The organism is Geodermatophilus sp. SYSU D01106 (genome assembly GCF_054049995.1).
Window position 1 is genome coordinate 160,154 of record NZ_JBJGYM010000006.1, and the last position, 21,672, is coordinate 181,825.

At 78.2% G+C, this 21,672-nt stretch carries 17 protein-coding genes; 9 read left to right on the forward strand and 8 right to left on the reverse strand.

Annotation, left to right across the window (positions count from 1 at the left end; all coding sequences use genetic code 11):
* Positions 1-68 precede the first annotated feature (68 nt).
* Entirely contained in the window at positions 69-1,490 is a 1,422-nt protein-coding gene (locus ACI78R_RS09030; RefSeq protein WP_457040443.1) for an NADP-dependent succinic semialdehyde dehydrogenase, read from the forward strand.
* A gap of 31 nt (positions 1,491-1,521) precedes the next feature.
* On the forward strand, positions 1,522-2,115 hold the full coding sequence (locus tag ACI78R_RS09035) for a hypothetical protein (protein ID WP_457040444.1): 594 nt from the start codon (positions 1,522-1,524) through the stop codon (positions 2,113-2,115).
* A gap of 37 nt (positions 2,116-2,152) precedes the next feature.
* Here ACI78R_RS09035 and ACI78R_RS09040 read toward each other — a convergent pair whose 3' ends face one another.
* From ACI78R_RS09040 to ACI78R_RS09050, 3 genes are read right to left on the reverse strand one after another with little or no spacing between them, the layout of a single operon-like run.
* The gene (locus ACI78R_RS09040) at positions 2,153-3,070 is read right to left on the reverse strand and encodes a hypothetical protein (protein ID WP_457040445.1); all 918 of its coding nucleotides are present in this window, start codon (positions 3,068-3,070) and stop codon (positions 2,153-2,155) included.
* Complete coding sequence (locus ACI78R_RS09045; protein ID WP_457040446.1) at positions 3,067-3,855, reverse strand: MEDS domain-containing protein; 789 nt, start codon at positions 3,853-3,855, stop codon at positions 3,067-3,069. Before ACI78R_RS09045 ends, ACI78R_RS09040 begins: the two co-directional genes overlap by 4 nt.
* Positions 3,852-4,550, reverse strand: coding sequence for a GAF and ANTAR domain-containing protein (locus ACI78R_RS09050; protein WP_457040447.1), 699 nt, complete (start codon positions 4,548-4,550; stop codon positions 3,852-3,854). Before ACI78R_RS09050 ends, ACI78R_RS09045 begins: the two co-directional genes overlap by 4 nt.
* 199 nt (positions 4,551-4,749) lie before the next feature.
* Here ACI78R_RS09050 and ACI78R_RS09055 point away from each other — a divergent pair, with 199 nt between their 5' ends.
* From ACI78R_RS09055 to mscL, 3 genes are read left to right on the forward strand one after another with little or no spacing between them, the layout of a single operon-like run.
* The gene (locus ACI78R_RS09055) at positions 4,750-6,378 is read left to right on the forward strand and encodes a diguanylate cyclase domain-containing protein (RefSeq protein WP_457040448.1); all 1,629 of its coding nucleotides are present in this window, start codon (positions 4,750-4,752) and stop codon (positions 6,376-6,378) included.
* 21 nt (positions 6,379-6,399) lie between these two features.
* Positions 6,400-6,942 carry an N-acetyltransferase family protein gene (locus ACI78R_RS09060; protein WP_457040449.1) on the forward strand — a complete coding sequence of 181 codons (543 nt, stop codon included), beginning with the start codon at positions 6,400-6,402 and terminating at the stop codon, positions 6,940-6,942.
* A 47-nt stretch (positions 6,943-6,989) separates the two neighbouring features.
* Positions 6,990-7,400, forward strand: a complete 411-nt coding sequence (mscL, locus tag ACI78R_RS09065) for a large conductance mechanosensitive channel protein MscL (RefSeq protein ID WP_454554813.1) — start codon at positions 6,990-6,992, stop codon at positions 7,398-7,400.
* A gap of 4 nt (positions 7,401-7,404) precedes the next feature.
* Here mscL and ACI78R_RS09070 read toward each other — a convergent pair whose 3' ends face one another.
* On the reverse strand, positions 7,405-8,739 hold the full coding sequence (locus ACI78R_RS09070; protein ID WP_457040450.1) for a carboxylesterase family protein: 1,335 nt from the start codon (positions 8,737-8,739) through the stop codon (positions 7,405-7,407).
* A 56-nt stretch (positions 8,740-8,795) separates the two neighbouring features.
* On the opposite strand from ACI78R_RS09070, the gene ACI78R_RS09075 reads away from it, so the two are divergent.
* The gene (locus ACI78R_RS09075; RefSeq protein ID WP_457040451.1) at positions 8,796-9,617 is read left to right on the forward strand and encodes an alpha/beta hydrolase; all 822 of its coding nucleotides are present in this window, start codon (positions 8,796-8,798) and stop codon (positions 9,615-9,617) included.
* Positions 9,614-10,459, forward strand: a complete 846-nt coding sequence (locus ACI78R_RS09080) for an SDR family NAD(P)-dependent oxidoreductase (protein WP_457040503.1) — start codon at positions 9,614-9,616, stop codon at positions 10,457-10,459. Before ACI78R_RS09075 ends, ACI78R_RS09080 begins: the two co-directional genes overlap by 4 nt.
* A gap of 3 nt (positions 10,460-10,462) precedes the next feature.
* Here ACI78R_RS09080 and ACI78R_RS09085 read toward each other — a convergent pair whose 3' ends face one another.
* Entirely contained in the window at positions 10,463-12,124 is a 1,662-nt protein-coding gene (locus ACI78R_RS09085) for a Na+/H+ antiporter (protein WP_457040452.1), read from the reverse strand.
* Between the two features lie 106 nt (positions 12,125-12,230).
* Positions 12,231-13,220, reverse strand: coding sequence for an LLM class flavin-dependent oxidoreductase (locus ACI78R_RS09090; protein ID WP_457040453.1), 990 nt, complete (start codon positions 13,218-13,220; stop codon positions 12,231-12,233).
* Positions 13,221-13,341: 121 nt separating this feature from the next.
* Here ACI78R_RS09090 and ACI78R_RS09095 point away from each other — a divergent pair, with 121 nt between their 5' ends.
* A complete protein-coding gene (locus ACI78R_RS09095; RefSeq protein WP_457040454.1) occupies positions 13,342-14,025 on the forward strand; it encodes a hemerythrin domain-containing protein in 684 nt (227 codons plus the stop codon).
* Positions 14,026-14,088: 63 nt separating this feature from the next.
* Here the strand turns inward: ACI78R_RS09095 and ACI78R_RS09100 are convergent, their stop codons facing one another.
* Positions 14,089-17,427 carry a BTAD domain-containing putative transcriptional regulator gene (locus tag ACI78R_RS09100; protein ID WP_457040455.1) on the reverse strand — a complete coding sequence of 1,113 codons (3,339 nt, stop codon included), beginning with the start codon at positions 17,425-17,427 and terminating at the stop codon, positions 14,089-14,091.
* Positions 17,428-17,594: 167 nt separating this feature from the next.
* Between ACI78R_RS09100 and ACI78R_RS09105 the strand changes: the two genes are divergently transcribed.
* Positions 17,595-18,296 carry a hemerythrin domain-containing protein gene (locus tag ACI78R_RS09105; RefSeq protein WP_457040456.1) on the forward strand — a complete coding sequence of 234 codons (702 nt, stop codon included), beginning with the start codon at positions 17,595-17,597 and terminating at the stop codon, positions 18,294-18,296.
* Between the two features lies 1 nt (position 18,297).
* Here ACI78R_RS09105 and ACI78R_RS09110 read toward each other — a convergent pair whose 3' ends face one another.
* A complete protein-coding gene (locus ACI78R_RS09110; RefSeq protein ID WP_457040457.1) occupies positions 18,298-21,609 on the reverse strand; it encodes a BTAD domain-containing putative transcriptional regulator in 3,312 nt (1,103 codons plus the stop codon).
* Positions 21,610-21,672 lie beyond the last annotated feature (63 nt).

A 21,672-nucleotide genomic window follows, 5' to 3' on the forward strand; every position in this document is an offset into this window, starting at 1 on the left:
GGTCCGGGTAGGGCCTCCTCCCGGAGAGGCGCGCAGCCCGCGCGCGCCGACGACGGGAGGGACCCGACATGGCCATCGCGACGATCAACCCGGCCACCGGCGAGACGGTGAAGACGTACGAGCCGCTGTCGGAGGAGGCCCTCGAGGAGAAGCTCGGCCGGGCCGCGGCCGCCCACCGCTCCTACCGGCTGACCACCCCCGAGCAGCGGGTGGGCTGGCTGCGCGCCGCCGCCGACGTCCTCGAGGCCGACACCGACGCCGTCGCCGAGCTCATGGTCACCGAGATGGGCAAGACGCTGGCCGCGGCCAAGGCCGAGACCGGCAAGTGCGTGAAGGCGCTGCGGTACTACGCCGAGCACGGCCCCGCGATGCTCGAGCCGAGGCCCGCCGACGCGGGCGCGGTCGGCGCGGAGCGGGCGTTCGTCGTGCACCAGCCGATCGGCGTCGTGCTGGCGATCATGCCGTGGAACTTCCCGCTCTGGCAGGCGATGCGCTTCGCCGCCCCGGCGCTCATGGCCGGCAACGTCGGCCTGCTCAAGCACGCCAGCAACGTGCCGCAGACCGCGCTCTACATGGAGGAGCTGTTCCGCAGGGCGGGCTTCCCGGCCGACGTCTTCCAGACCCTGCTCATCGGCTCCTCGACCATCGAGCGGGTGCTGCGCGACGACCGGGTCGCCGCCGCCACGCTCACCGGCAGCGCGCCGGCCGGGCAGTCGGTGGCCGCCATCGCCGGCGACGTGCTCAAGAAGACCGTGCTCGAGCTCGGCGGGTCCGACCCGTTCATCGTCATGCCCTCGGCCGACCTCGACCGCGCCGCCGAGGTGGCGGTCACCGCGCGCTGCCAGAACAACGGCCAGAGCTGCATCGCCGCCAAGCGGTTCTTCGTGCACGCCGACGTCGCCGAGGAGTTCACCCGGCTGTTCGCGGAGAAGCTGTCCGCGCTCGTCGTCGGCGACCCGATGGACGACGCGACGAAGGTGGGCCCGCTCGCGACCGAGTCCGGCCGGGAGGACGTCGAGCGCTACGTGCAGGACGCCGTCGACAAGGGCGCCACCGTCGTCGTCGGCGGCACGCGTCCCGACCGGCCGGGCTGGTACTACGAGCCGACCCTGCTGACGGACATCACGCCGGAGATGGACCTCTTCGACGAGGAGGTCTTCGGCCCCGTCGCCGCGCTCTGGACGGTGCAGAGCCTCGAGGAGGCGCTGGAGATCGCCAACAGCCACCCCTACGGCCTCGGCGCGAACCTCTGGAGCGAGGACGAGGACGAGCGGGCCACCTTCGTCCGCGACGTGGAGAGCGGCATGGCGTTCGTGAACGGGATGGTCACCAGCTACCCCGAGCTGCCCTTCGGCGGCGTCAAGCAGAGCGGCTACGGCCGCGAGCTCACCGAGCTCGGCATGTACGAGTTCACGAACGCCAAGACGGTGTGGGTCGGCCCGCCCAGCAGCGAGCAGTCCGAGGGCGACACGGCGACCGCCTCGGAGTGACACCCGGTCCCCGCGGGTACCGGGCGGGACCATGACGACGACGAGCAGCTCGGACAACCACTTCCTCGCCCAGGCCGTGCACGACCTCGGCACCGCCCTGTGGTTCGGCGGCTCCGTGATGGGGATCGCCGGCGTGAACAAGTCCGGCCAGGAGCTGACCACCGGCATCGACAAGGTGCGGGTCGCCAGCTCCGCCTGGAGCCGGTTCGCGCCCGCCCAGTGGGGCGGGATCGCGGCCACCCTGGTCACCGGCCTGCAGCTGACCAACTCGAACAAGGGGCGGCTGGCCCTGCAGGAGGGCTACGGGCGGGTCGGCGCGGTCAAGGCGGCGCTCACCGTGGCCGGCGCGGGGGCCACCGCCTTCGCCGCCTACTCGGGCGCCAAGATCGGGAAGCTGGCCGAGCAGCAGGCGGGCGCCGACGGCGGCCTCGACGTCAAGGACGCCACCCTGCCCTCGTCCGGCACGCCGGCGGAGATCCGCACGTGGCAGGCGCGGCAGCGGTTCACCCAGGCCGCGGTCCCGCTGCTCGCCGGCGGGGTGGTCGTCTGCAACGCCTGGCTGGTCCAGGCCTACCGGCCGGCGTCCACGGTCAAGGGGCTGCTCGGGAAGCTGCTGCCCTCCTGACGGCACGCGGCCGGGTCCCCACCGGGGGCCCGGCCGGTCAGCCGCCGTCGAGGGGCTCGGCGCGGACCACGATCCGGCAGCCGCCGGGCGCCGGCTGCAGGGCGAGGGTGACGGCGGGGGAGACCTTCTCCGCCAGCCACAGCATGAGCAGCCGGCGGTCGTCGGGCACCGCCGACGGGCGGAGCGACGGGCACGGGGCGCCGACGGCGACCTCGCAGCGCAGCGCCGCGCCGTCGCGGGCCACCCGCACCGGCACGGCGGCCGGCCGGCCGGTGAGCGCCGCGGCGGTGCCGACCGCCTCGTGCAGCACGAGCACCAGCTCGTCGCGGGCGCCGCCGGCCAGCCCGGCGGCGCCGAGCACCTCCGCCCACCAGGCCCGGTTGCCCGCGGCCGCCCACGGGTCGAGGACGCCCTCGGCCAGCGTGTCGCCGCACCGACCACCCCGGTCCTCGCCGGGCGGCGGCTCCAGGTCCGGGTTCGGCAGGTCGGCGCCGTCGCACCACAGCACCGGGTGGGTCGCGCGGGCCATCGCGACGTCGGCGGGCGGCACCGCCGCGGTGTCGACCAGGCAGGTCAGCTCGACCGGCCGCCCGGCGAGCGCGGCCGTGGTGGCGAACTCCGCGGCCCGCCACCGCTCGACGTCGGGCAGCAGGCCGAAGGGCTGCTGGCAGAGCACCGCGACCCGCGCGGCGGAGGTCGACGCCAGGTGCCGGGTCCAGTCGGCCACGAGGTCCTCCGGGGTGGCCCCGGCCAGGGCCCCGTGGGGCGCGAACGCCACGGCCCCGCACGGGAGCCGCCCGGTGAGCGCCCGCCGGAGGTCGTCGTCGACGTGCGCCACCACCGGGCACCCGGCGTCCAGCGCGCGCCGGGCGAGCGCGGCGGCGAGCGCCGCGGCCTCCCCGGTCCCGGCGTGCAGGGCGCACCGGTGCACCGGCGACGCGGGCGACCCGCTCACGGGGAGGCGGTGTCCCCGTCGGGCTCGGCGAGCGCCACCGCGCGGCCGGGATACCGGTCGGCGACCAGGCCGACCAGACGCCTGGTCAGCCGCGACGCGCCGCGCAGCGTCAGCCCGGGCGGTCCGGCCGCCGCGGCGACCAGGGCGTCGGCCGACCCCACGTCGAGGAAACGCAGGTCCGTGACGTCCCAGGTGGCGGGCGCGCCGTCGGACCGCAGGCTCGAGCGCAGCACGGCCCGCAGCGCGTCGGCGTTGCCGGAGTCGAGCTCGCCGGCCAGGTGCAGCACGTCGCCGTCGCGGACGAGCCGGAAGACGCCGTCGTCGTACTCCGCGGTCGCGTCGACCTCGGTGTCGTGCATCGGCTCCAGCAGTTCGCGGTCGCCCGGCCCGAGCAGCCGGCGGAAGTAGGGGCACAGCACGGTCAGCGGCACCGGCGGGTGCAGCTCCGCCACGACCACCTCGAACGGGGCGACGCCGGGGCCGGTGAGCGCGCCGGAGACCCGGATGCCCGGCCAGCCCTCGGCGACCGCCCGCGCCACCTCGCCGGGCAGCCGCTGCGGGTCGGGGGGCACGACCCGCACCGGCGTGGTGGCCGAGGGCGTCCAGCCCTCCCCGACCACGCCGGCGCGGCGCAGCCGCGACCACAGCCGCTCCGCGCGCGCGCCCAGTCCGGCGAGCAGCACGACCTCGCCGCGGCGCACGCCGTCGGCCACGAAGTCGCCCACCACCTGCGCGTGCGCCTCCTCGCTGTCGAGCACGACCCAGTCGTGCCGTCCTCCGGTCACGGCACCACCGGCCCCGGCGCGACCCCTGTCTCGGTCACGAGCTCGGCCACCTCGCGCACCTTGCGGTGCGTGTCCTGCGACGCGCGCACCAGGATGCCGAAGGCGGTGTCCGCGGTGACCCGGTGGCGCTCCATGAGCACGCCCTTGGCCTGGCCGATGACGTCGCGGCTCTCCAGGGCGACGGCGAGGTGGGCCGTCCGGCGCACGGCGTCGATCGCCAGCGCGGCGTGCCCGGCGGCGGCGGTGAGCAGGGCCCGGTCGGCGCACGGGCCGCTTCCGGTGGCGTAGACCGACAGCGCGCCCAGCACCCCGCGCCCGGTCTCCAGCGGCAGGCAGGTGGCCGCCCGCACGCCGAGCCCGCCGGCGACCACGGCGAGGGCCGGCCAGCGCGCGTCACGGAGCAGGTCCGCGCTGCCGGAGGGGGTGCCGGCCAGGGCGGCGGCGAGCGGGCCCTCCGTGCGGCGCACCTGGACCGCGTCGAGGTCCGTGGCCGGGCGCGTGCCGGCCGGGGCACCGGGCCGGCGCCCGGTGCCGAGCAGGGTGACCGACGCCGAGGCGGAGACCGGCAGCACCGTCGCGAGGTCGTCGAGCACCGCCCGGACGGCGGCGTCGGGGTCCTCGGCGGCGTGCCAGCGCCGGGTGGCCGGCAGCAGCCAGCCGCCGAGGTCGGTGCGGGGACGGGGGACGGTCGTCACGGGGAGCACGGCGGCACCTCCAGCCGGGGCGGTCCCGGCGTGGGGGAGGACGCGGCGCCCCGTGGTTCGAGGCGCCGAGCTCTCGGTGCCGCCGATGGTGCCACCCTCCCGGGCGACACGCCCACGGGTGACCCGGTGGAGTGAGCCGGCCGCACCCCCGGCGCTCAAGTCCGGGCCCGGACCTGCCGACCGCACGGGTGTGTCCGCCATCCCGAGAACGCAGGCCGAGCGCGAGGACGTGCTGGCCTCCCTGGTCCGGCTGCCCGACGCCGTGCTCGCCGCGATCGCCTCCGACGGCGTCCTGGTCCCCATGCCGGCCTCGGTCGGCGTCCCGCCCGGCCGTGTGATGGCCCCGCCGGCCGACCGCGCCACCATCCTCGACGCGATCGTCCCGGCCGAGGCCATGACGGTCATCGGCGCGTGGGAGCGCGCCCGCCTCAACGGCGTGGGGCTGGCCACGGTGCACGGCCGCCGCGAGCCGGAGGTGCCGCTGTCGCTGTCCTTCGTCGACGTCCGCGAGGCCCACGGCGTGTTCGTCGGCGCCCTCGACGTGCTCGTCGGTGAGGGCGGGGGCGACGCCGCCGCCCCGCTGGCCGGGCTCGAGGTGTCCCGCCGGCCGCGCACCGCGACCGTGCGCAAGACCGCGCTGGCGGTGATCACCGAGATCGACGAGCGCACCACCCGCATGCTCGGCTGGACCCCGGCGCAGATGGTCGGCCAGCGCTCCTCGGAGTTCGTCCACCCCGACGACCAGGAGCGCGCGATCGCCAACTGGCTGGAGCTGCTGTCCCGCCAGGACGCGCAGCGGGTGCGGCTGCGGCACCGCCGGGCCGACGGCACGTGGGCGTGGCTGGAGCTGGAGAACCAGTACGTCCCGGCCGACGACCCGGCCGACGCCACCGTCGTCACGCAGATGAGCGACGTCTCCGACGAGATGGCCGCCCACGAGGCGCTGCGGCAGCAGGAGCGGCTGCTGCGCCGGCTCACCGAGTCGCTGCCGCAGGGCATCGTGCAGCTGACCGTCGACCGGGAGGTCGTGCACAGCAACTCCCGCCTGCCCGTCGTGCTGGGGCTGCCCGCGGTCCGCGGCTGGGACGACGTCGCCGCCGTCCTCGACGAGACCGGCCTCGCGCTGCTCGACGCCGCGCTGACCCGCGCGCTGACCGACGGCGAGGACGGCTCCCTGGAGCTCGCCGTCCGCACGCCCGCCGGCGAGGCGCGGGTGTGCGCGGTGAGCCTGGTCGCGCTCGGCGACCGCGAGGGCGCGCCCGGCGCGCTGGTCTGCGTCTCCGACGTCACCGACAGCGCCCGCATGCGCGAGGAGCTGACCGCGAAGGCCACCTTCGACCCGCTCACCGGCTGCCACAACCGCGCCTCGACGATGGCGGTGCTCGAGGCGGCGCTGGCCGCCGACAGCACCGCGGTGGTCTTCGTCGACCTCGACGAGTTCAAGCCGGTCAACGACACCCTCGGCCACGACGCGGGCGACGAGCTGCTGGTCACCACGGCCACCCGGCTGGCCGGCGTGCTGCGCCGCGACGACATCGTGGGGCGCATCGGCGGCGACGAGTTCCTCGTGGTGAGCCGCGGCGTCGACGGCCCGGAGGCGGCGGCCGCGCTCGGCGCCCGCATCCGCGCCGCGCTCGCCGTCCCCGCCGAGATCACCGCCGGCACCGTGCCGCTGCAGGCCAGCCTCGGCATCGCGTGGGCGGGCCCGGGCACCGACCCGGCGGCGCTGACCAAGCGGGCCGACCAGGCCATGTACGTGTCCAAGCAGGGCCGCCGCGGCGAGCCGGTGCTGTGGCGGGAGGAGCCGGTCCCGGTCTGAGCGGCCGCTAGCGTCGCCCGGGTGACCGTGCGCGACGCGACCCCGGCCGACGCGGCCGCCTGCCGCGACGTCTACGCCCCCTACGTCACCGGCACCGCCGTCTCCTTCGAGACGGATCCGCCGACGGCGGAGGAGATGGCCCGCCGGATCGCCGCCGCCCAGGAGCGGCACGCCTGGCTGGTCCTCGACGACGGCGACCTCGACGACGGGAGCGGCGTGCGCGGCTACGCGTACGGCGGCCCGTTCATGGCGCGCGATGCCTACCGCTTCGCCTGCACGGTGAGCGTCTACCTGGAGCCCGGCCGGCGGCGCACCGGCGCGGGCCGGGCGCTCTACACCGCGCTGCTGGACCGGCTGGCCGGGCGGGGGTACCGGCGGGTGCTGGCCGGGGTGACGCTGCCCAACGAGGCGAGCCTCGGCCTGCACCGGGCGCTCGGGTTCACCGACGCCGGCCTGTACCGGCGGGTGGGCTGGAAGGACGGCGCCTGGCACGACGTCGCCTGGCTCCAGCGCGACCTCGGCCCCGGGCCGGCCGGCGACCCGCCGTCCGACGAGCCGACCTGAGCGCCCGCCCCTAGCCTCGCCGTCGTCGGACCGGACGGGGAGGGACCGTGCGCACGCTGCTGACCAACTTCAAGAACTTCGCCTTCTCGGGCAGCCTCGTGGACCTGGCCGTGGGCCTGGCGATCGGGGCGGCCTTCGCCACGGTGGTCGAGTCGCTGGTCGGCGACGTGATCCTGCCGCTGGTGGCGGCGGTCTTCGGGCAGCCGGACTTCACCGCGCTGAGCCTCACCGTCAACGGCGCGGAGATCCGCTACGGCTCGTTCCTCACCGCGCTGGTGTCGTTCCTGCTCCTGGCCCTGACGATCATGTTCCTGGTGCAGGCCATCCGGCGGGCGACCGGCCGGGAGACCGCGGGCGCCCAGGGGAACCGGGAGTGCGACCACTGCAAGAGCTTCATCCCGGTCGACGCGTCGGTGTGCATGTTCTGCACCCGCGACGTGGAGCCGGTCGTCCCCTGACCGCTCAGCCGCGGTCGACGGTGAGGAACGGCGGCAGGTCGGCCGAGACCGCGCCGGTGCGCGCGAAGTGCGCCCACACGCGGCGCACCTCGCGGCCGGCGGCGACGACGTCGTCCCACGGGATGCCGGCGAGCAGCGGCGAGTGCTCCCAGCTGCGCCGGTGCGGGAAGAGCAGCGGCAGGTCGACGGCGTGGGCGCCGGTGAGCGCGCCCGCGCCGAAGGACAGCACGTAGGAGGCGGCGCGGCCGCCCGCGGCCCGGTGCCGTCGCGCGAGGCCGACGGCGTCGCGTGCGTAGATCCGCCTGCTCAGCCCGCGCACCAGTGCCTCGACGGCCCGCCGGGTGCCCGGCAGGCGGGCCAGCCGGGCCGCGGGCGGCAGCAGCGCCACGAACAGGGCCACCTCGCGGCTGTTCGTGCCGACCAGCAGGTCGACCTCCGGCGCCCGCTCCGCCCACGCGGCCGCGAGCGCGTCCTCGGCCGGCAGCGGCGCGAACCCGTACTGGGTGCCGAACGGCATGGCGCCGGCGAGGCCGTACCGCCGCGCCCGGGCCGCCACCCGCGCCTGCGCGCCGACGACGTCGGCCACCGGTGCGGCGGCGTCCAGGGTCCGGGCCGCCGCGGCCATCGCGGCGCTCATGCGGGCGCGACCGCGGGACAGCCCGAGCGGCGCGCTGGAGACCACGGCGCGGCGGAACAGCCCGCGGGCGCCGTCGGCGGCCATGAGGTGGGCGATCGCGTCGCCGCCCGCGGACTCGCCGAACAGCGTGACCGCGTCCGGGTCGCCGCCGAAGGCCGCGACGTTCGCCCGCACCCAGCGCAGCGCGGCGACCAGGTCGAGCAGGCCGAGGTTGGCCGGCCGCCCGGCGCCGTCCCCGAGGAAGCCGAGCAGCCCGAGGCGGTAGGTGACCGACACGACGACGACCCGCTGCTCACGGACGAGGACGGCGGGGTCGTAGGCGGGCGCGTCGCCGGCGCCGCTGACGTAGGAGCCGCCGTGCACCCACACCATGACCGGCAGGCGATCGGTGTGCGACCCGCTCCCGGGGACGCAGCCCTCCGGCACCGTCACCGACAGGCGCAGGCAGTCCTCGTCGGCGACCAGCTCGCCCATCGGGTCGGTGACCATCAGCTCGAGCTCCGGTGCCGGCGGCTGCGGGCAGGCCGGCGACCACGCCGTCGCGTCGACCACGCCGTCCGCGGGCGGCTCGGGCACCGGCGGGCGGAACCGCTCCGCGCGGGCGTAGCGGATGCCGGTGGCCCGCACGACGCCGTCGTCCCACCGGCCGAGGACGGTGCCCGCGGGCGCGTCGAACCGCGGCGCGGGGCGGGTGCTCGTCACCGGCGGACGGTATCCGCGGCGGGGGCGGCGCCCGGGCCGGGGGCTACCGTGCGCGCGTGACGAGACACGGTCAGGGGACGCTGCCCACGGGGCAGTACTGGCAGGGTTGGTCGGTGCCCGACCCGGTCGGCGTCGTCGTGCTGGTGCACGGCGCCCACGAGCACGGCGGCCGCTACGCGCACGTCGCCGAGCGGCTCGGGGCCGCCGGCTACGCCTCCTACGCCCCCGACCACCCCGGCCACGGCCGCTCGCCCGGCCGGCGCGGCGACATCCGGGGCCTCGACGCCGCCGTCGAGGGGGTCGCGCAGACCGTCCGCGCCGCGGGCGACCGGCACCCCGGCGTCCCCGTGTTCGTCTACGGCCACAGCCTCGGCGGCCTCGTGGCGCTGCAGTACCTGACCGGGGAGCCGCACGGGCCGGTCGCCGGCGGCGTCATCTCCGCACCCGCCCTCGACACGAGCACCGCCACCCCGGTGCAGCGCGCCGTCGCCCCGCTGCTGTCCCGGCTGGCCCCCGGCCTGGGCGTGCTCACCCTCGACCCCGAGACCGTCAGCCGCGACCCCGAGGTGGTGGCCGCATACCGGGCCGACCCGCTCAACCACACCGGGAAGATGGTCGCCCGCACCGGCTCGTCGATCATGCTCGGCGCGGCGGGGATGCCGGAGCGGCTGCGCGGGCTGCGGCTGCCGCTGCTCGTGATCCACGGCGGCGAGGACCGGCTCATGCCGCCGTCGGCCAGCGAGGTCGTGCGCGAGCACGCCGGCTCGCCCGACCTCACGGTGCGGGTCTACGACGGGCTGTACCACGAGCCGCACAACGAGCCGGAGAAGGACGAGGTCCTCGCCGACGTCGTCGCCTGGCTCGACGCGCACCGCTGAGCGGCGCCCGCACCGCCGTCGTCACCGGCGCCTCCAGCGGCATCGGGGCGGCGGCGGCCCGGCTGCTGGCCGCCGACGGGTGGCGGGTGGTCGTCGTCGGCCGCGACCCCGAGCGCACCCGGGCGGTGGCCGCCGAGGTCGGCGGGGAGCCCGAGGTGGCCGACTTCGCCCGCCTCGACGACGTCCGGGCGCTCGCCGCCCGCCTGGCCGACCGGCACCCCCGCATCGAGGTGCTGGCCAACAACGCCGGCGGCGTCTTCGGTCGGCCCCGCACGACCGTCGACGGCAACGAGACGACGCTGCAGGTCAACCACCTCGCGCCGTTCCTGCTCACCGCGCTGCTGCGGGGGCCGCTGGTCGCCGGTCGGGCCACCGTCGTCGCCACCTCCAGTGCCGCGGCCCGCATGTACGGCGTGCTCGACCTCGCCGACCTCGACAACGCCCGCCGGCACTCCGCCGACAAGGCGTACGGCGACAGCAAGCTCGCGCAGATCCTCACCACCCGGGAGCTGCAGCGGCGGCTCGGCCCGGCCGGCGTGTCCGCGGTGGCCTTCCACCCCGGGGTGCTCGCCACCCGGCTCACCCGCGGCTCGACCAGCCGGATGCGGGTGGCCTACCGGACGCCGCTGCGCTGGCTGGTCATGGGCCGCCCGTCGGCCGGGGGCGCCGAGCTGGCCCGGCTGGCGACCGGCACGCCCGGCGTCGACTGGGAGCCCGGGGAGTACCACGAGCGCGGCGTCGCCGTGCGGGACAGCCCGCAGGCCTTCGACGACGACCTCGCCGTCGCGCTGTGGGAGGCCAGCGCCGACCGGGTGGGCCTGGCGGGGGCCGACCGGTTCTGACCCTCAGGCGGGCCGGGAGGGCAGCAGGTGCTCCTGGTGGTCGAGCTCGCGCTCGAGCGTGCGCAGCCCCTCGTCGGGCAGCCGGCCGGCGTCGCGCCAGCGCAGCAGCTCCTCCCGCTCGGCGTCGATGACCGCCCGCCGCACCCGCAGCGCCGCCTCGTACTGCGGCGACATCGGGATGTCGCCCTCGGCGTCGGTGAGCACCTCCAGGCGCCGCTCGTAGCGGTCGCGCCGGGTGCGCAGCGCGGCCCGGATGGTCTCGATGGCGGCGTCGTCGACGTGGTCGTGCTGCTCGGCCTGCATCTCGTCGAGCCGGGTCAGCCCCGCCTCGACGGCGGCCACCCGCGCCTGGTTGCGCAGCCGGGCGGCGTCGGCGGCGTCGGCCCGCAGCCCCAGCCGGCGCACCAGCGGCGCGAAGGTGGCGCCCTGCCCGACGAGGGTGACGAGCACGGCGAGGAAGGCGCAGAACAGCAGCAGGTCGCGGTCGGGGAACGGGGCGCCGGAGTCGGTGGTGAGCGGGATGGTGAAGACGGCGGCCAGGCTGATGACGCCGCGGGTGCCCGCCCAGCTCAGGACGGTGATCTCCCGGCCCGACAGCCGCGGCGCCATCGGCGACCGGCCGCCCGGCGGGGTGGTCTCGGCCTCGACCGGCGAGCCGCCCAGCCGCATGTGCAGGGCCTGCGGGGCGTGCTCGGTGAGCCACAGCCACAGCGGCCGGACCAGCAGCACCGCCCCGACGGTGATCAGCGACGCGACGACGACGGTGGACGGCGCGTACTGGCCGAGCCCCCGGATGACGGCGGGCAGCTGCTGGCCGATGAGCAGGAAGACGACGCCCTCGAGCAGGAAGTCGACGAGCTTCCACACCGCGTCGGTCTGCAGCCGGGTGGCGCCGGACTGCCAGTAGGGCGCGTTGTGGGAGATGACCAGCCCGGCGACGACGACGGCGAGCACACCGGACACGTGCACCGACTCGGCGAGCAGGTAGGCGACGAACGGGGTGGCCAGCGACACCGCGTTGGACGACAGCGGGTCGCGCCGCAGCCGGCGCAGCGGCCGCACGCCGTAGGCGACGACGAGGCCGGCGGCCACCCCGCCGGCGGCCGACATGGCGAACGAGCCCAGCGCCGACCAGGTGGAGAACCCGTCGCCGACGGCGGCGGCGATCGCGACGCTGAGCAGGGTCAGCGCGGTGGCGTCGTTGAGCAGGCCCTCGCCCTGGATGAGGGTGACCAGCCGCGGCGGCAGCCCCACCCGCCGGCCGACGGCGAGCGCGGCCACCGGGTCGGGCGGCGCGACGGCGGCGCCGAGCGCGATGCCGGCGGCCAGCGTGGCGCCGGGCACCCACAGCGCGAAGCCCACCCCGATCACCAGCGCGGTGACCACGACGAGCAGCACCGAGAGCCCCACGACCGTGCGCATGTTCGCCCGGATCGCGATGAGCGAGGAGTCCAGCGCGGCGCTGTAGAGCAGCGGCGGGAGCAGGACGGTGAGCACGATCTCGGGGTCGAGCTCGAGGTTGGGCCCCGGCAGCAGCGCGTAGACCAGCCCGGTGACGGTCAGCAGCGCGGCGGCGGGCAGGCCGGTGCGCCCGGCCAGCCACCGGGCCGCGACGATGACCGCCACCGCGGCGAGGACGAGCAGGAGGACGGTCTCGGCGTGCACCGAGTCATCCTCGCGGACCGTCCCGTACCGGTGCCCTCCGACGCCCCGGTCCCGCCCTCCGCGCGCGACCCGGGATGGGCCTTTGTCGCGCTATCGGCCCATCGGGTCAGGCGGCGACGGACTCCATCGCCTCGGCGGCCAGGGTGACCGAGCGCAGCCGGCCCTCGGTCGTGGGCGCCTGGTGGGCGGTGATCAGTTCGTCGGCGTCGGCCAGCCGGGCGAAGGCGGTCAGCTGCTCGCGCACCTCGTCGGGCGTGCCGGCCGCGGTGTGGGTGAGCATCGAGTCCACGTGCCGGCCCGCGCCGGAGGAGAGCAGCAGGTCGGCGGCGTCGTCGTCGAGGTCCCGGCCCTGGCCGAACAGGCCGACGGCGAGCCGGCGGCGGGTGGCGGCGAGCATCTCGCGCGCCTCCTCGGTGCTGTCGGCGGCGAGCACGTTGACGCCGGCGATGACGTACGGGGCGTCGAGCTGCTCGGAGGGTTTGAAGTCGCGGCGGTAGGCGGCGACGGCGGGCTCGAGCACCTGCGGGGCGAAGTGCGAGGCGAAGGCGTAGGGCAGGCCGAGCGCGGCGGCGAGGCCGGCGCCGAACATCGACGAGCCGAGCACGTACAGCGGGACGTCGGTGCCGCGGCCGGGGACGGCCTGCACGCCGGGCACCCGGGAGTTGCCGGTGAGGTAGCCCTGCAGCTCCAGCACGTCCTGCGGGAAGCGGTCGGCGGAGGCGTGGTCGCGGCGCAGCGCGTACATCGTGTTCTGGTCCGAGCCGGGCGCGCGGCCCAGGCCGAGGTCGATGCGGCCGGGGTGCACCGAGGCCAGCGTGCCGAACTGCTCGGCGATGGTCAGCGGGGAGTGGTTGGGCAGCATGACGCCGCCGGCGCCGAGCCGGATGGTGCTGGTGTGCGCGGCGACGTGCGCGATGAGGACGCTGGTGGCCGACGAGGCGATGGTCGGCATGTTGTGGTGCTCGGCGTACCAGACCCGGCGGTAGCCGGCCTGCTCCGCGCGCTGCGCCAGGGCCACGCTCGCGGCGATGCTGTCCCCGACGGTCTCCCCACGGGCGACGGGGGCGAGGTCGAGCACGGACAGCGGGATGCGCACGGGGTTCCTCCAGGGGCGACGACGTCTTCCTGCTGGCTGCCAACGCGGCGGGGACCCGGGTGCTTCCGCCGCTTGGCGGGACGCAAGTCACCGGCAACCGGTGCCGGGGACGGTGTCCGTCGTGAGTGCGCTGGCACCCCTGCCGTTCCCCGTCACGCCCCGCCGGCCCGGCGATCCCGAGGCCGACGTGGCGCGCCTGGCGCTGGCACACCGGGCGCTGTGCGACGGCGTCCGGCTCCTCGCCGGCGCCGCCCCGGCGGAGGAGGAGCCGCTCCCGCCGCCTCGTCGGCGCGCGCTCGCCGCCGTCGGCCGGGTGGTGCTGCGCGAGGTGCGGGCGCACACCGAGCGGGAGGACGCCGTCCTCTGGCCGGTCCTCGCCGCCTGCGCCGGGGCGCACGCCGCCGACCTGGAGCCGCTGGTGGAGGACCACACGGTGCTGCGGGAGCTGCTGGACCGGGCCGGCTCGGCGCTCGCGGCGTCGGCCGCGGGCAGGTCCGGGCAGGCGGCCGCCGTCCTCGGCGAGCTGGCCGTCGCCCTCGACGAGCACGTCGCCGAGGAGGAGCGGGAGGTGTTCCCGCTGCTGCGCCGGTGTGTCTCGGCGCGCGACCTCGCCCGCTACGAGGCGGTCTGCGTGCGCGGCCCGGGCCTGCGGCACGCGGCCGCCGTCCTGCCGTGGCTCGCCGGCGCCTGCCGCGACGACGCCGAGCGGGCCGGCCTGCGCGCCGTCACCCCCGTGCCGCTGCGGCTGCTCGGCCGGCTGACCGGCCCCGGCTGGCGCCGCCGCACCGCGCTCCTGGGGACCTGAGGGCCAATAGCGCGACAAAGGCCCCCGTGGCGGCCTCGCGCGCGGCAGCCGGTCCCGGCGCGTCTACCCGGGGGCGGCGCGGGCCGCGGCGATCCAGCCGGGGTGGCCGGTGCGCCCGGCCACCGCGACGGCGACGTCCCGGTGGGCGCGTGCCGCGGCGTCGTCGCCGCGGGCGGCGGCCAGCCGCGCCAGCAGCGTGGCGGTCGGGCCGAGCGCGAGCAGCGCCGTCTCCACCCCGCACACGGTGTCGCGGTAGGGAGTCAGCTCGGCCTCGGCCTCGGCCATGCGCTCCGCGTCGCCCAGGGCGAGGCCGACCTCACCGCGCACGAAGGCGAAGAAGGGCGTGAACAGGTCGCGGGTCGTGCGCTCCCGGCGCGGGCAGGAGGCCCGCGCCTCGTCCACCCGGCCGGCCAGCACCAGGGTCAGGGCCCAGGTCTCGCCCGCGATCTCGGGCGAGACGGGCACGAGCGCGGCGAACTCCTCGGGGCTGACCGGCCGCGCCTCCGGCGACCCCAGCTGCAGGCACAGCTGGGTGTTGAGGCGCAGCGCGCGGGCCACCGCGGGGTAGTAGCCGGCCGCGAGGAGGGCCTGCTCGGCGGCGTCGTACACCGCCTCCGCCTCGGCGACCCGGCCCGCGACGGCGGCGCGCAGCCCGGCGTAGCACCGTGCGATGCCGTGCAGCAGCGGCAGCCCGTGGGCGGCGGCGAGCCGCTCGGCCTCCGCGGCGTGCCCGTCGGCGGCGTCGAGGTCGAGCACGGCGCAGGTGTCCTGCAGCAGCATGAGCCGGGCGACGGCGGCGAACACGCCCCAGCCCTCGCGCTGCGCCAGCTCGAGCAGCTCGGTGCCCAGCGCCAGCGCCTCGGTGCGGTCGACGTCGCGCATGGCGTGGAAGTGCCGCGCGGCCAGCGCGTGGGCCAGCGCGTGCGGGTCGCCGCTGAGCCGGGCCTCGGCCACCGCCCCCGCCGAGGCGGTCACCGCCCGCTCATCGTGGCGTTCCTCGAGCTCGGTGGCCAGCATCGCGAGCAGGCGCGACCGCTGGGCGTCGCCGTGCGGCAGCCCCGCGACGGTGCGCTCGGTCCGCGCGACGAACCGGTCGTCGACGGGGTCGACCCAGGCGTTCCAGAAGGTCGGCACGTCCGAGGACAGCAGCACGCTCGCGGTCAGCGTCGGCGGGGCGTCCTCGGGCAGGACCTCCAGGGCGCGGCTGCGCAGGGCGCGGGCCTCCCCGACGGCGCCGGCCAGCGCGGACGCGTGCGCCTGGGCGCCCAGCAGCCAGGCCAGCTCTCCCGGGTCGTCGGGCCGCGCGGTGCGCAGGGCCTCGGCGGCCCGGCCCCACATGACGGCGGCGTCGGCGTAGGCGAACCGCCGCTGCGCGAGCTCCGCCGCCGCCCGCGCCCAGCGCGCCGCCGAGGCCGCCGCGCCGGGCCCGGCCGCCGCCGCGTGGTGGGCGAGCGCGGTCACGTCGTCGGGGCGCAGCCGCTCGAGGACCGCGGCGACCCGCCCGTGCAGCCGGGTGCGGCGCAGGGAGGAGAGGTCCTCGTAGAGGGTGTCGCGCACGAGCGCGTGGACGAAGCGCAGCCGCCCCGGTCCGGGCTCCACGAGCAGGCCGCTGACCAGCGCGGTCTCCAGCGCCTCCACCAGGGCGTCGTCGTCGGCGCCGCCGGGCAGGCTCCCCGGTCCCTCGGCCGGCGCCGCGGCCGCCAGCAGGAGGTCGGCGTCGACGTCGCGGCCGATGACGGCGGCCAGTCGCAGCAGGGTGCCGGTGCGGGCGGGCAGGCCCGCGAGCCGGTGGCGGACGACGTCGCGCACGGTGCCGGGCACGGCGTCGACGTCGGCGCCGGAGTCGACCAGCCGCAGCAGCTCGCGGACGTAGAAGGGGTTGCCGTCGGCGCGGGCGGCGATGGCGGCGCGGGTGCGCCGGTCGACGGGGGTGAGCGCCCAGTCACCGACCAGCTCGTCGACGGCGGCGGCGTCCAGCCCGCGCAGCGCCAGGCGGGTGGGCGAGCGGCGGGCCAGCGCGGCCAGCACGTCCGCGAGCCCCGCGCTCTCCTCCGGCCGGTAGCCCGCCACGACCAGCACCGGCGACCCGGCGAGCGCCGGCAGCAGGTCCAGCAGCAGCGCGGTGGTCTCGCGGTCGGCGCGGTGCAGGTCGTCGACCGTCACGACCAGCGGCGCGCGCGAGGCCACCCGCGCCAGCCAGCCCGCGACGGCGCGGTGCAGCCGGAAGCGGCTGCCGAGCGGATCGCCCGCGCCCGACGGGGCGTCGTCGGTGAGCAGCGTCGCCAGGGCGGCGGGGTCGGGAGGCGGGGAGGCCGCGGCCAGCGGGCGCAGCGCCGCCGACCAGGGCCAGGCCGGGGGAGCGCCGTCGGTCTCCGGGCAGGACACCGCCAGGGTCGTCCAGCCGCGGCCGGCGGCCTCGGCGCGCAGGTGGTCGAGGACGGTCGTCTTGCCGCTGCCGGCCTCCCCGGCGAGGAGCACCAGCTCGACGCGGCCGCCGGCGGCCCGGCGGGCCGCGGCCTGCAGCGCGCGGAGCTCGGCCTCGCGGCCGACCGGCCGGGGCGCCTCCGGAGCGGGCGACGCCGGGAGAGGAGGGGGAGGTGCGGCGGGCGCCGGGGAGCCGACGACCGGCGCGGGGGTGCGCACCGGCAGCAGCGACGGCGCCTGCGCGAGCACCGCCTCCTCCAGCGCCCGCAGCTCGGGGCCGGGGTCGACGCCGAGCTCCTCGGACAGGCGGGCGCGCACCTCGCGCAGGGCCGCGAGCGCCTCGCCCTGCCGTCCGGCGCGGTAGAGCCCGAGCGCGAGCAGCCGCCAGCCCTCCTCGCGCAGCGGGTGCTCCGCGACGTGCGCGCGCAGCTGGGGCAGCGGGTCGCGGCCGCGCGGGTCCTCGAGGGCCACGGCGGCGCGCCGCTCGACGGCGGTCAGCCGCAGCTCGTCCAGCCGGCTGGCCTCGGGCGCGGCCCACGGCTCGTCGGCGTACTCGGCGTAGGCCGGCCCGCGCCACAGGTCGATGGCGGCGGTGTAGCGCTGCCGCGCGGCCGCCGGGTCGGTGGGCGCCAGCCGGTCGCCCTCGTCGACGAGCTGCCCGGCCAGCCGCGCGTCGACGTCCCCGGCGGCCGGGCGCAGCGCGTAGCCGGGCGGGACGGTGACCAGCAGCCGCGCCGGCGTCCGCGGGGCGCGGCCGGGCTCGAGCACCCGGCGCAGGTGGCTCACGTGGGCCTGCAGGGTGCCGAGCGCGTCGGCCGGTGAGGCACCGCGCCAGAGGTCGGCGACCAGCACCTCGGCCGGCACGACGTGGCCGCCGGCGACGAGGAGCCGGGCGACGACGGAGCGCTGGCGCCGGCCGCCGAGGTCGAGGGGAGCGCCGTCGCGGGTCGCCGACACCTCACCCAGTACGCGGAACACGACAGTTCCGGCACCCGCGTCGTCCATGGCGGCGGAAGCATAGGCCGCCGTCAGGCCGCCGGTCAGCCCGCTGCGACGAGGCGCACACCCGCGGGTCACGGGCCGGTCACGCGGCGTGCCATGCGGCTCACAAGTCGCCGCCAACCGGCCGGCGCGACCGTCCCGGCATGACCTCGACCAGCCCCGCCCTGCCCTTCCCCGTCACCCCGCGCCGTCCCGGCGACCCCGAGCCCGACCTGTTCGGCTTCTCCCTCGTCCACCGCGCCCTGCGCTCGGGCTGCCGGCTGCTCGCCGACGCCGCCACCGCGATCGCCGCCGGGGACCCGTGCCCGCCGGACCGGCAGCGCGCCGTCGTCCGGTTCGGGGAGGCGGTGCTGCACGAGGTGCACGTGCACCACTCCCGCGAGGACGACGTCCTGTGGCCGGTGATCGTGGCGTCGGCCGGCGACGCCGTCGACCTCGGCCCGCTCTCCGACGACCACACCGCGCTGCAGGGCGTCCTCGACCGGGCGCGGTCGGCGCTGGCCCGATTCGCGGAGGACGGTCCTGCCTCGGCCGCGCCGCTGGCCGCCGTCCTCACCGAGCTCGCCGACGAGCTCGACGAGCACATCGGGGAAGAGGAGCGCGAGGTGTTCCCGGTGATGCGTCGCTTCGTCTCCGCCGGTGACTTCGCCCGGGTGGAGACGCGCTTCCGGAAGGGGACGAGCCCGCGGCACATGGTGTTCGTGCTGCCGTGGGTCGTCGACTCCTGCCGCACGCGCGAGGAGCGCGCGCAGCTGTTCGCCGGGGCGCCGGCACCGCTGCGCCTGCTGCTGCGCGTGGTCCAGCCGGGCTGGCTGCGCCGCCGCGACCTGGTCCGCGGCGCCTGAGTCAGACCGCGGCGCGCGCGGCGGCCAGCCAGCCGGGGTTGCCCCACGCCGTGGCCACCGCCACGGCCACCCGCTGGTGGGCCGCCGCCGCGGCCACGTCGCCGCGCGCGGCGGCCAGCCGCGCCAGCAGCGTCGCCGTCGGGCCCAGCGCCACCGACGCCGACTCCGCCGCGCACACCCCCGCGGCCCACGGCGCGAGCCCGGCCTCCGCCTCCGCGGTGCGCGCCGGGTCGCCCAGCGCCAGTCCCACCACGCCCCGGAAGTAGAGGAACACCTGGGTGTAGGGGTCGCGGCCGTAGCGCGGGAGCGCCGGGCCCAGCGCGCGGGCGCCCTCGGCGTCGCCGGCGAGCACCAGCGCCAGCGCCACGCTCTCCCGCAGGTCGTCGGGGGCGGCCGACAGCACCCGCTCGACGTCGGCGCGGCCCACCGGCGGCACGCCCGCGCCGGCGCCGGAGGCGTGCAGGCAGAGCCGGCCGATCACCCGCACCGACTCCGCGACGTCGCGGTACCAGCCGGCGTCCAGCAGCTCCTCGACGGCGTCGCCGTAGACCCGGTCGGCGTCGGCGCCGCGGCCCGCGCAGGCCAGCCGCATCCCCCCGTAGGCGCGCGCGATCCCGCGCAGCAGCCGCAGCCCGTGCCGGCCGGCCAGCTCCTCGGCCGCGGCGGCCTGCTCGTCGGCCGCGGCGAGGTCGAAGCGGGCGCACGCGTCCTGCAGCAGCACCAGCCGGGCCACCGCCTCGAAGACGCCGAGGCCGTGTCCGCGGGCCAGGTCGAGCAGTTCGGTGCCCAGCGCGGCGCGCTCGTCGGGCGCGGAGTCACGGTGGGTGTGCACGGCGCGGGCGGCCAGCGCGTGCGCCCGCGCCACCGGGTCCCCGGCGCGGCGGGCCGCCTCCAGGGCCGCGCGCGACACCGGCGCGGCGCGCTCGTCGAGGCGCTCCTCCAGCTCGGTGGCCAGCAGCGCCAGCAGGCGGGGCCGCAGCGGGTCGTCGTCGGAGAGGGAGGCGGCCAGCGCCTCGGTGCGCGCGAGGAACCGGTCGTCGACGGGGTCGACCCGCGGGTTCCAGAAGGTGGGGACGTCGGAGGACAGCAGGACCGCGGCGGTCAGCGGGGCGGGCGCGTCGTCGGGCAGCGCCGCCAGCGCCCGTGCCCGCAGGGAACGCGCCGGCCCGACGGCGCCGGCCAGCGCGGTGGCCGCGGCCTGCGCGGCCAGCAGACGGGCGAGCTCCGCGCCGTCGCCGGGCCGGGCGGTGGCCGTGGCGTCCGCCGCCCGGCCCCACATGACCGCGGCGTCGGCGTGCGCGAACCGCCGCTGCGCCAGCTCCGCCGCCGCCTCCGACCATCGGGCCGCCGCCGCGGCCGACCCGGGCCCGGCCGCGGCCGCGTGGTGGGCGAGCGCCGTCACGTCGTCGGGCCGGAGCTGCTCGAGGACGGCGGCGACCCGGCCGTGCAGCCGGGTGCGGCGCAGGGAGGAGAGGTCCTCGTAGAGGGTGTCGCGCACGAGCGCGTGCACGAAGCGCAGCCGGCCGGGTCCGGGCTCCACGAGCAGGCCGCTGACCAGCGCCGCCTCCAGCGCCTCGACCAGCGCCTCCTCGTCGTCCTCCCCGGCCGCGGCCAGGAGGACCTCCGCGTCGACGTCGCGGCCGATCACCGCGGCCAGCCGCAGCAGCGTGCCGGTGCGGGCGGGCAGCGCGGCGAGCCGGTGGCGGACGACGTCGCGCACGGTGCCAGGCACCGCGGCCACCTCGGCGCCGCCGCCCACCAGCCGGACCAGCTCGCGGACGTGGAACGGGTTGCCGTCGGCGCGCTCGGCGATCGCGGCGCGCGTGCGGCCGTCGACGGGCGTGATCGACCAGCGGGCCACGAGGGCGTCGACGGCGTCGCGGTCCAGGCCGCGCAGCCGCAGCGTCTCCGGCGAGCGGCGGGCGAGCGCGGCGAGGACGTCGGCCAGCGCGGCGCTCTCCTCGGGGCGGTGCCCGGCGACCAGCAGCACCGGCGAGCCGGCCAGGGCGGGCAGCACGTCGAGCAGCAGGGCGGTGGTCTCCCGGTCGGCGCGGTGCAGGTCGTCGACGGTGACCAGCAGGGGCGCGGTGGCGGCTGCCCGCGCGAGCCAGGCGGCGGCGGTGCGGTGCAGCCGGAACCGGTCGCCGGCGGGGTCGCCGCCGGCCGGGGCCGGCGCGTCGTCCGTGAGCAGCGCCGCCAGCGGGACGGGGTCCTCCGGCGGGCAGGTCGCAGCCAGCGCGCGCAGGGCCTCGGCCCACGGCCAGCCGGGCGGGGCGCCGTCGGTCTCGGGGCAGGACACGGCGAGCGTCGTCCAGCCGCGGGCGGCGAGGGTGGCGCGCAGCGAGTCCAGCACCGTCGTCTTGCCGCTGCCGGCCTCCCCGGCGAGCAGCGCCACCTCCAGCCGGCCCCCGGCCGCCCGGTCCGCGGCGGCCTCCAGGGCGGCGAGCTCGGCGTCGCGGCCCACCGGGCGCGGAGGTCCCGCGGCGGCCACGGGCGCCGGGCGGCCGGCGGCGGGGGCGGGCGCGCGGACGGGCAGCAGGTGCGGCGCCTGCGCCAGGACGTCGTCCTCCAGCGCCCGCAGCGCCGGCCCGGGGTCGACGCCGAGCTCCTCGGCGAGCCGGGCGCGCACGTCCCGCAGCGCGGCGAGCGCCTCGCCCTGCCGTCCGGCGCGGTAGAGGCCGAGCGCGAGCAGTCGCCAGCCCTCCTCGCGCAGCGGGTGCTCGGCGACGTGCGCGCGCAGCTGGGGCAGCGGGTCCCGGCCGCCGGGGGCGGCGAGGGCGGCGGCCGCGCGGCGCTCGACGGCGGTCAGCCGCAGCTCGTCCAGCCGGGCGGCCTCGGGCGCGGCCCACGGCTCGTCGGCGTACTCGGCGTAGGCCGGCCCGCGCCACAGGTCGATGGCCGCGGTGTAGCGCTGCCTGGCGGCGGCGGGGTCGGCCTCCAGGAGGCGGTCGCCCTCGTCGAGCAGCCGGGTGGCCTCGCCGACGTCGGTCGCGTCGCCCTCGGCCCGGATCGCGTAGCCCGGCGGCACCGTGACCAGCAGCCGCGCGGGGGTGCGGGGCGCCCGGCCCGGCTCGAGGACCCGGCGCAGGTGACTGACGTGCGCCTGCAGCGCGCCCGTCGCGTCGGCGGGGGAGGCGCCCTGCCAGAGGTCGGCGACCAGCAGTTCGGCGGGCACCATCCGCCCGCCCGCGACCAGCAGCCGGGCGACGACGGAGCGCTGCCGGCGGCCGCCGAGGTCCAGCGGGGCGCCGTCGCGGTCGGCGCCGACGGAGCCGAGGACCCGGAACCGGACCCGCCCCGTCTCACCGCTCATGACGGGCGCAGCGTAGGCGGCCGGACAGGCCCCGACCAGGTCGGATCCGGGGCCGCGCGACGC

Bases quoted from the DNA above. Each gene is read 5' to 3' on its own strand.
- ACI78R_RS09030 (WP_457040443.1), top strand. From the start codon at position 69: ATGGCCATCGCGACGATCAACCCGGCCACCGGCGAGACGGTGAAGACG.
- ACI78R_RS09035 (WP_457040444.1), top strand. From the start codon at position 1,522: ATGACGACGACGAGCAGCTCGGACAACCACTTCCTCGCCCAGGCCGTG.
- ACI78R_RS09105 (WP_457040456.1), top strand. From the start codon at position 17,595: ATGACCTCGACCAGCCCCGCCCTGCCCTTCCCCGTCACCCCGCGCCGT.
- ACI78R_RS09110 (WP_457040457.1), bottom strand. From the start codon at position 21,609: ATGAGCGGTGAGACGGGGCGGGTCCGGTTCCGGGTCCTCGGCTCCGTC.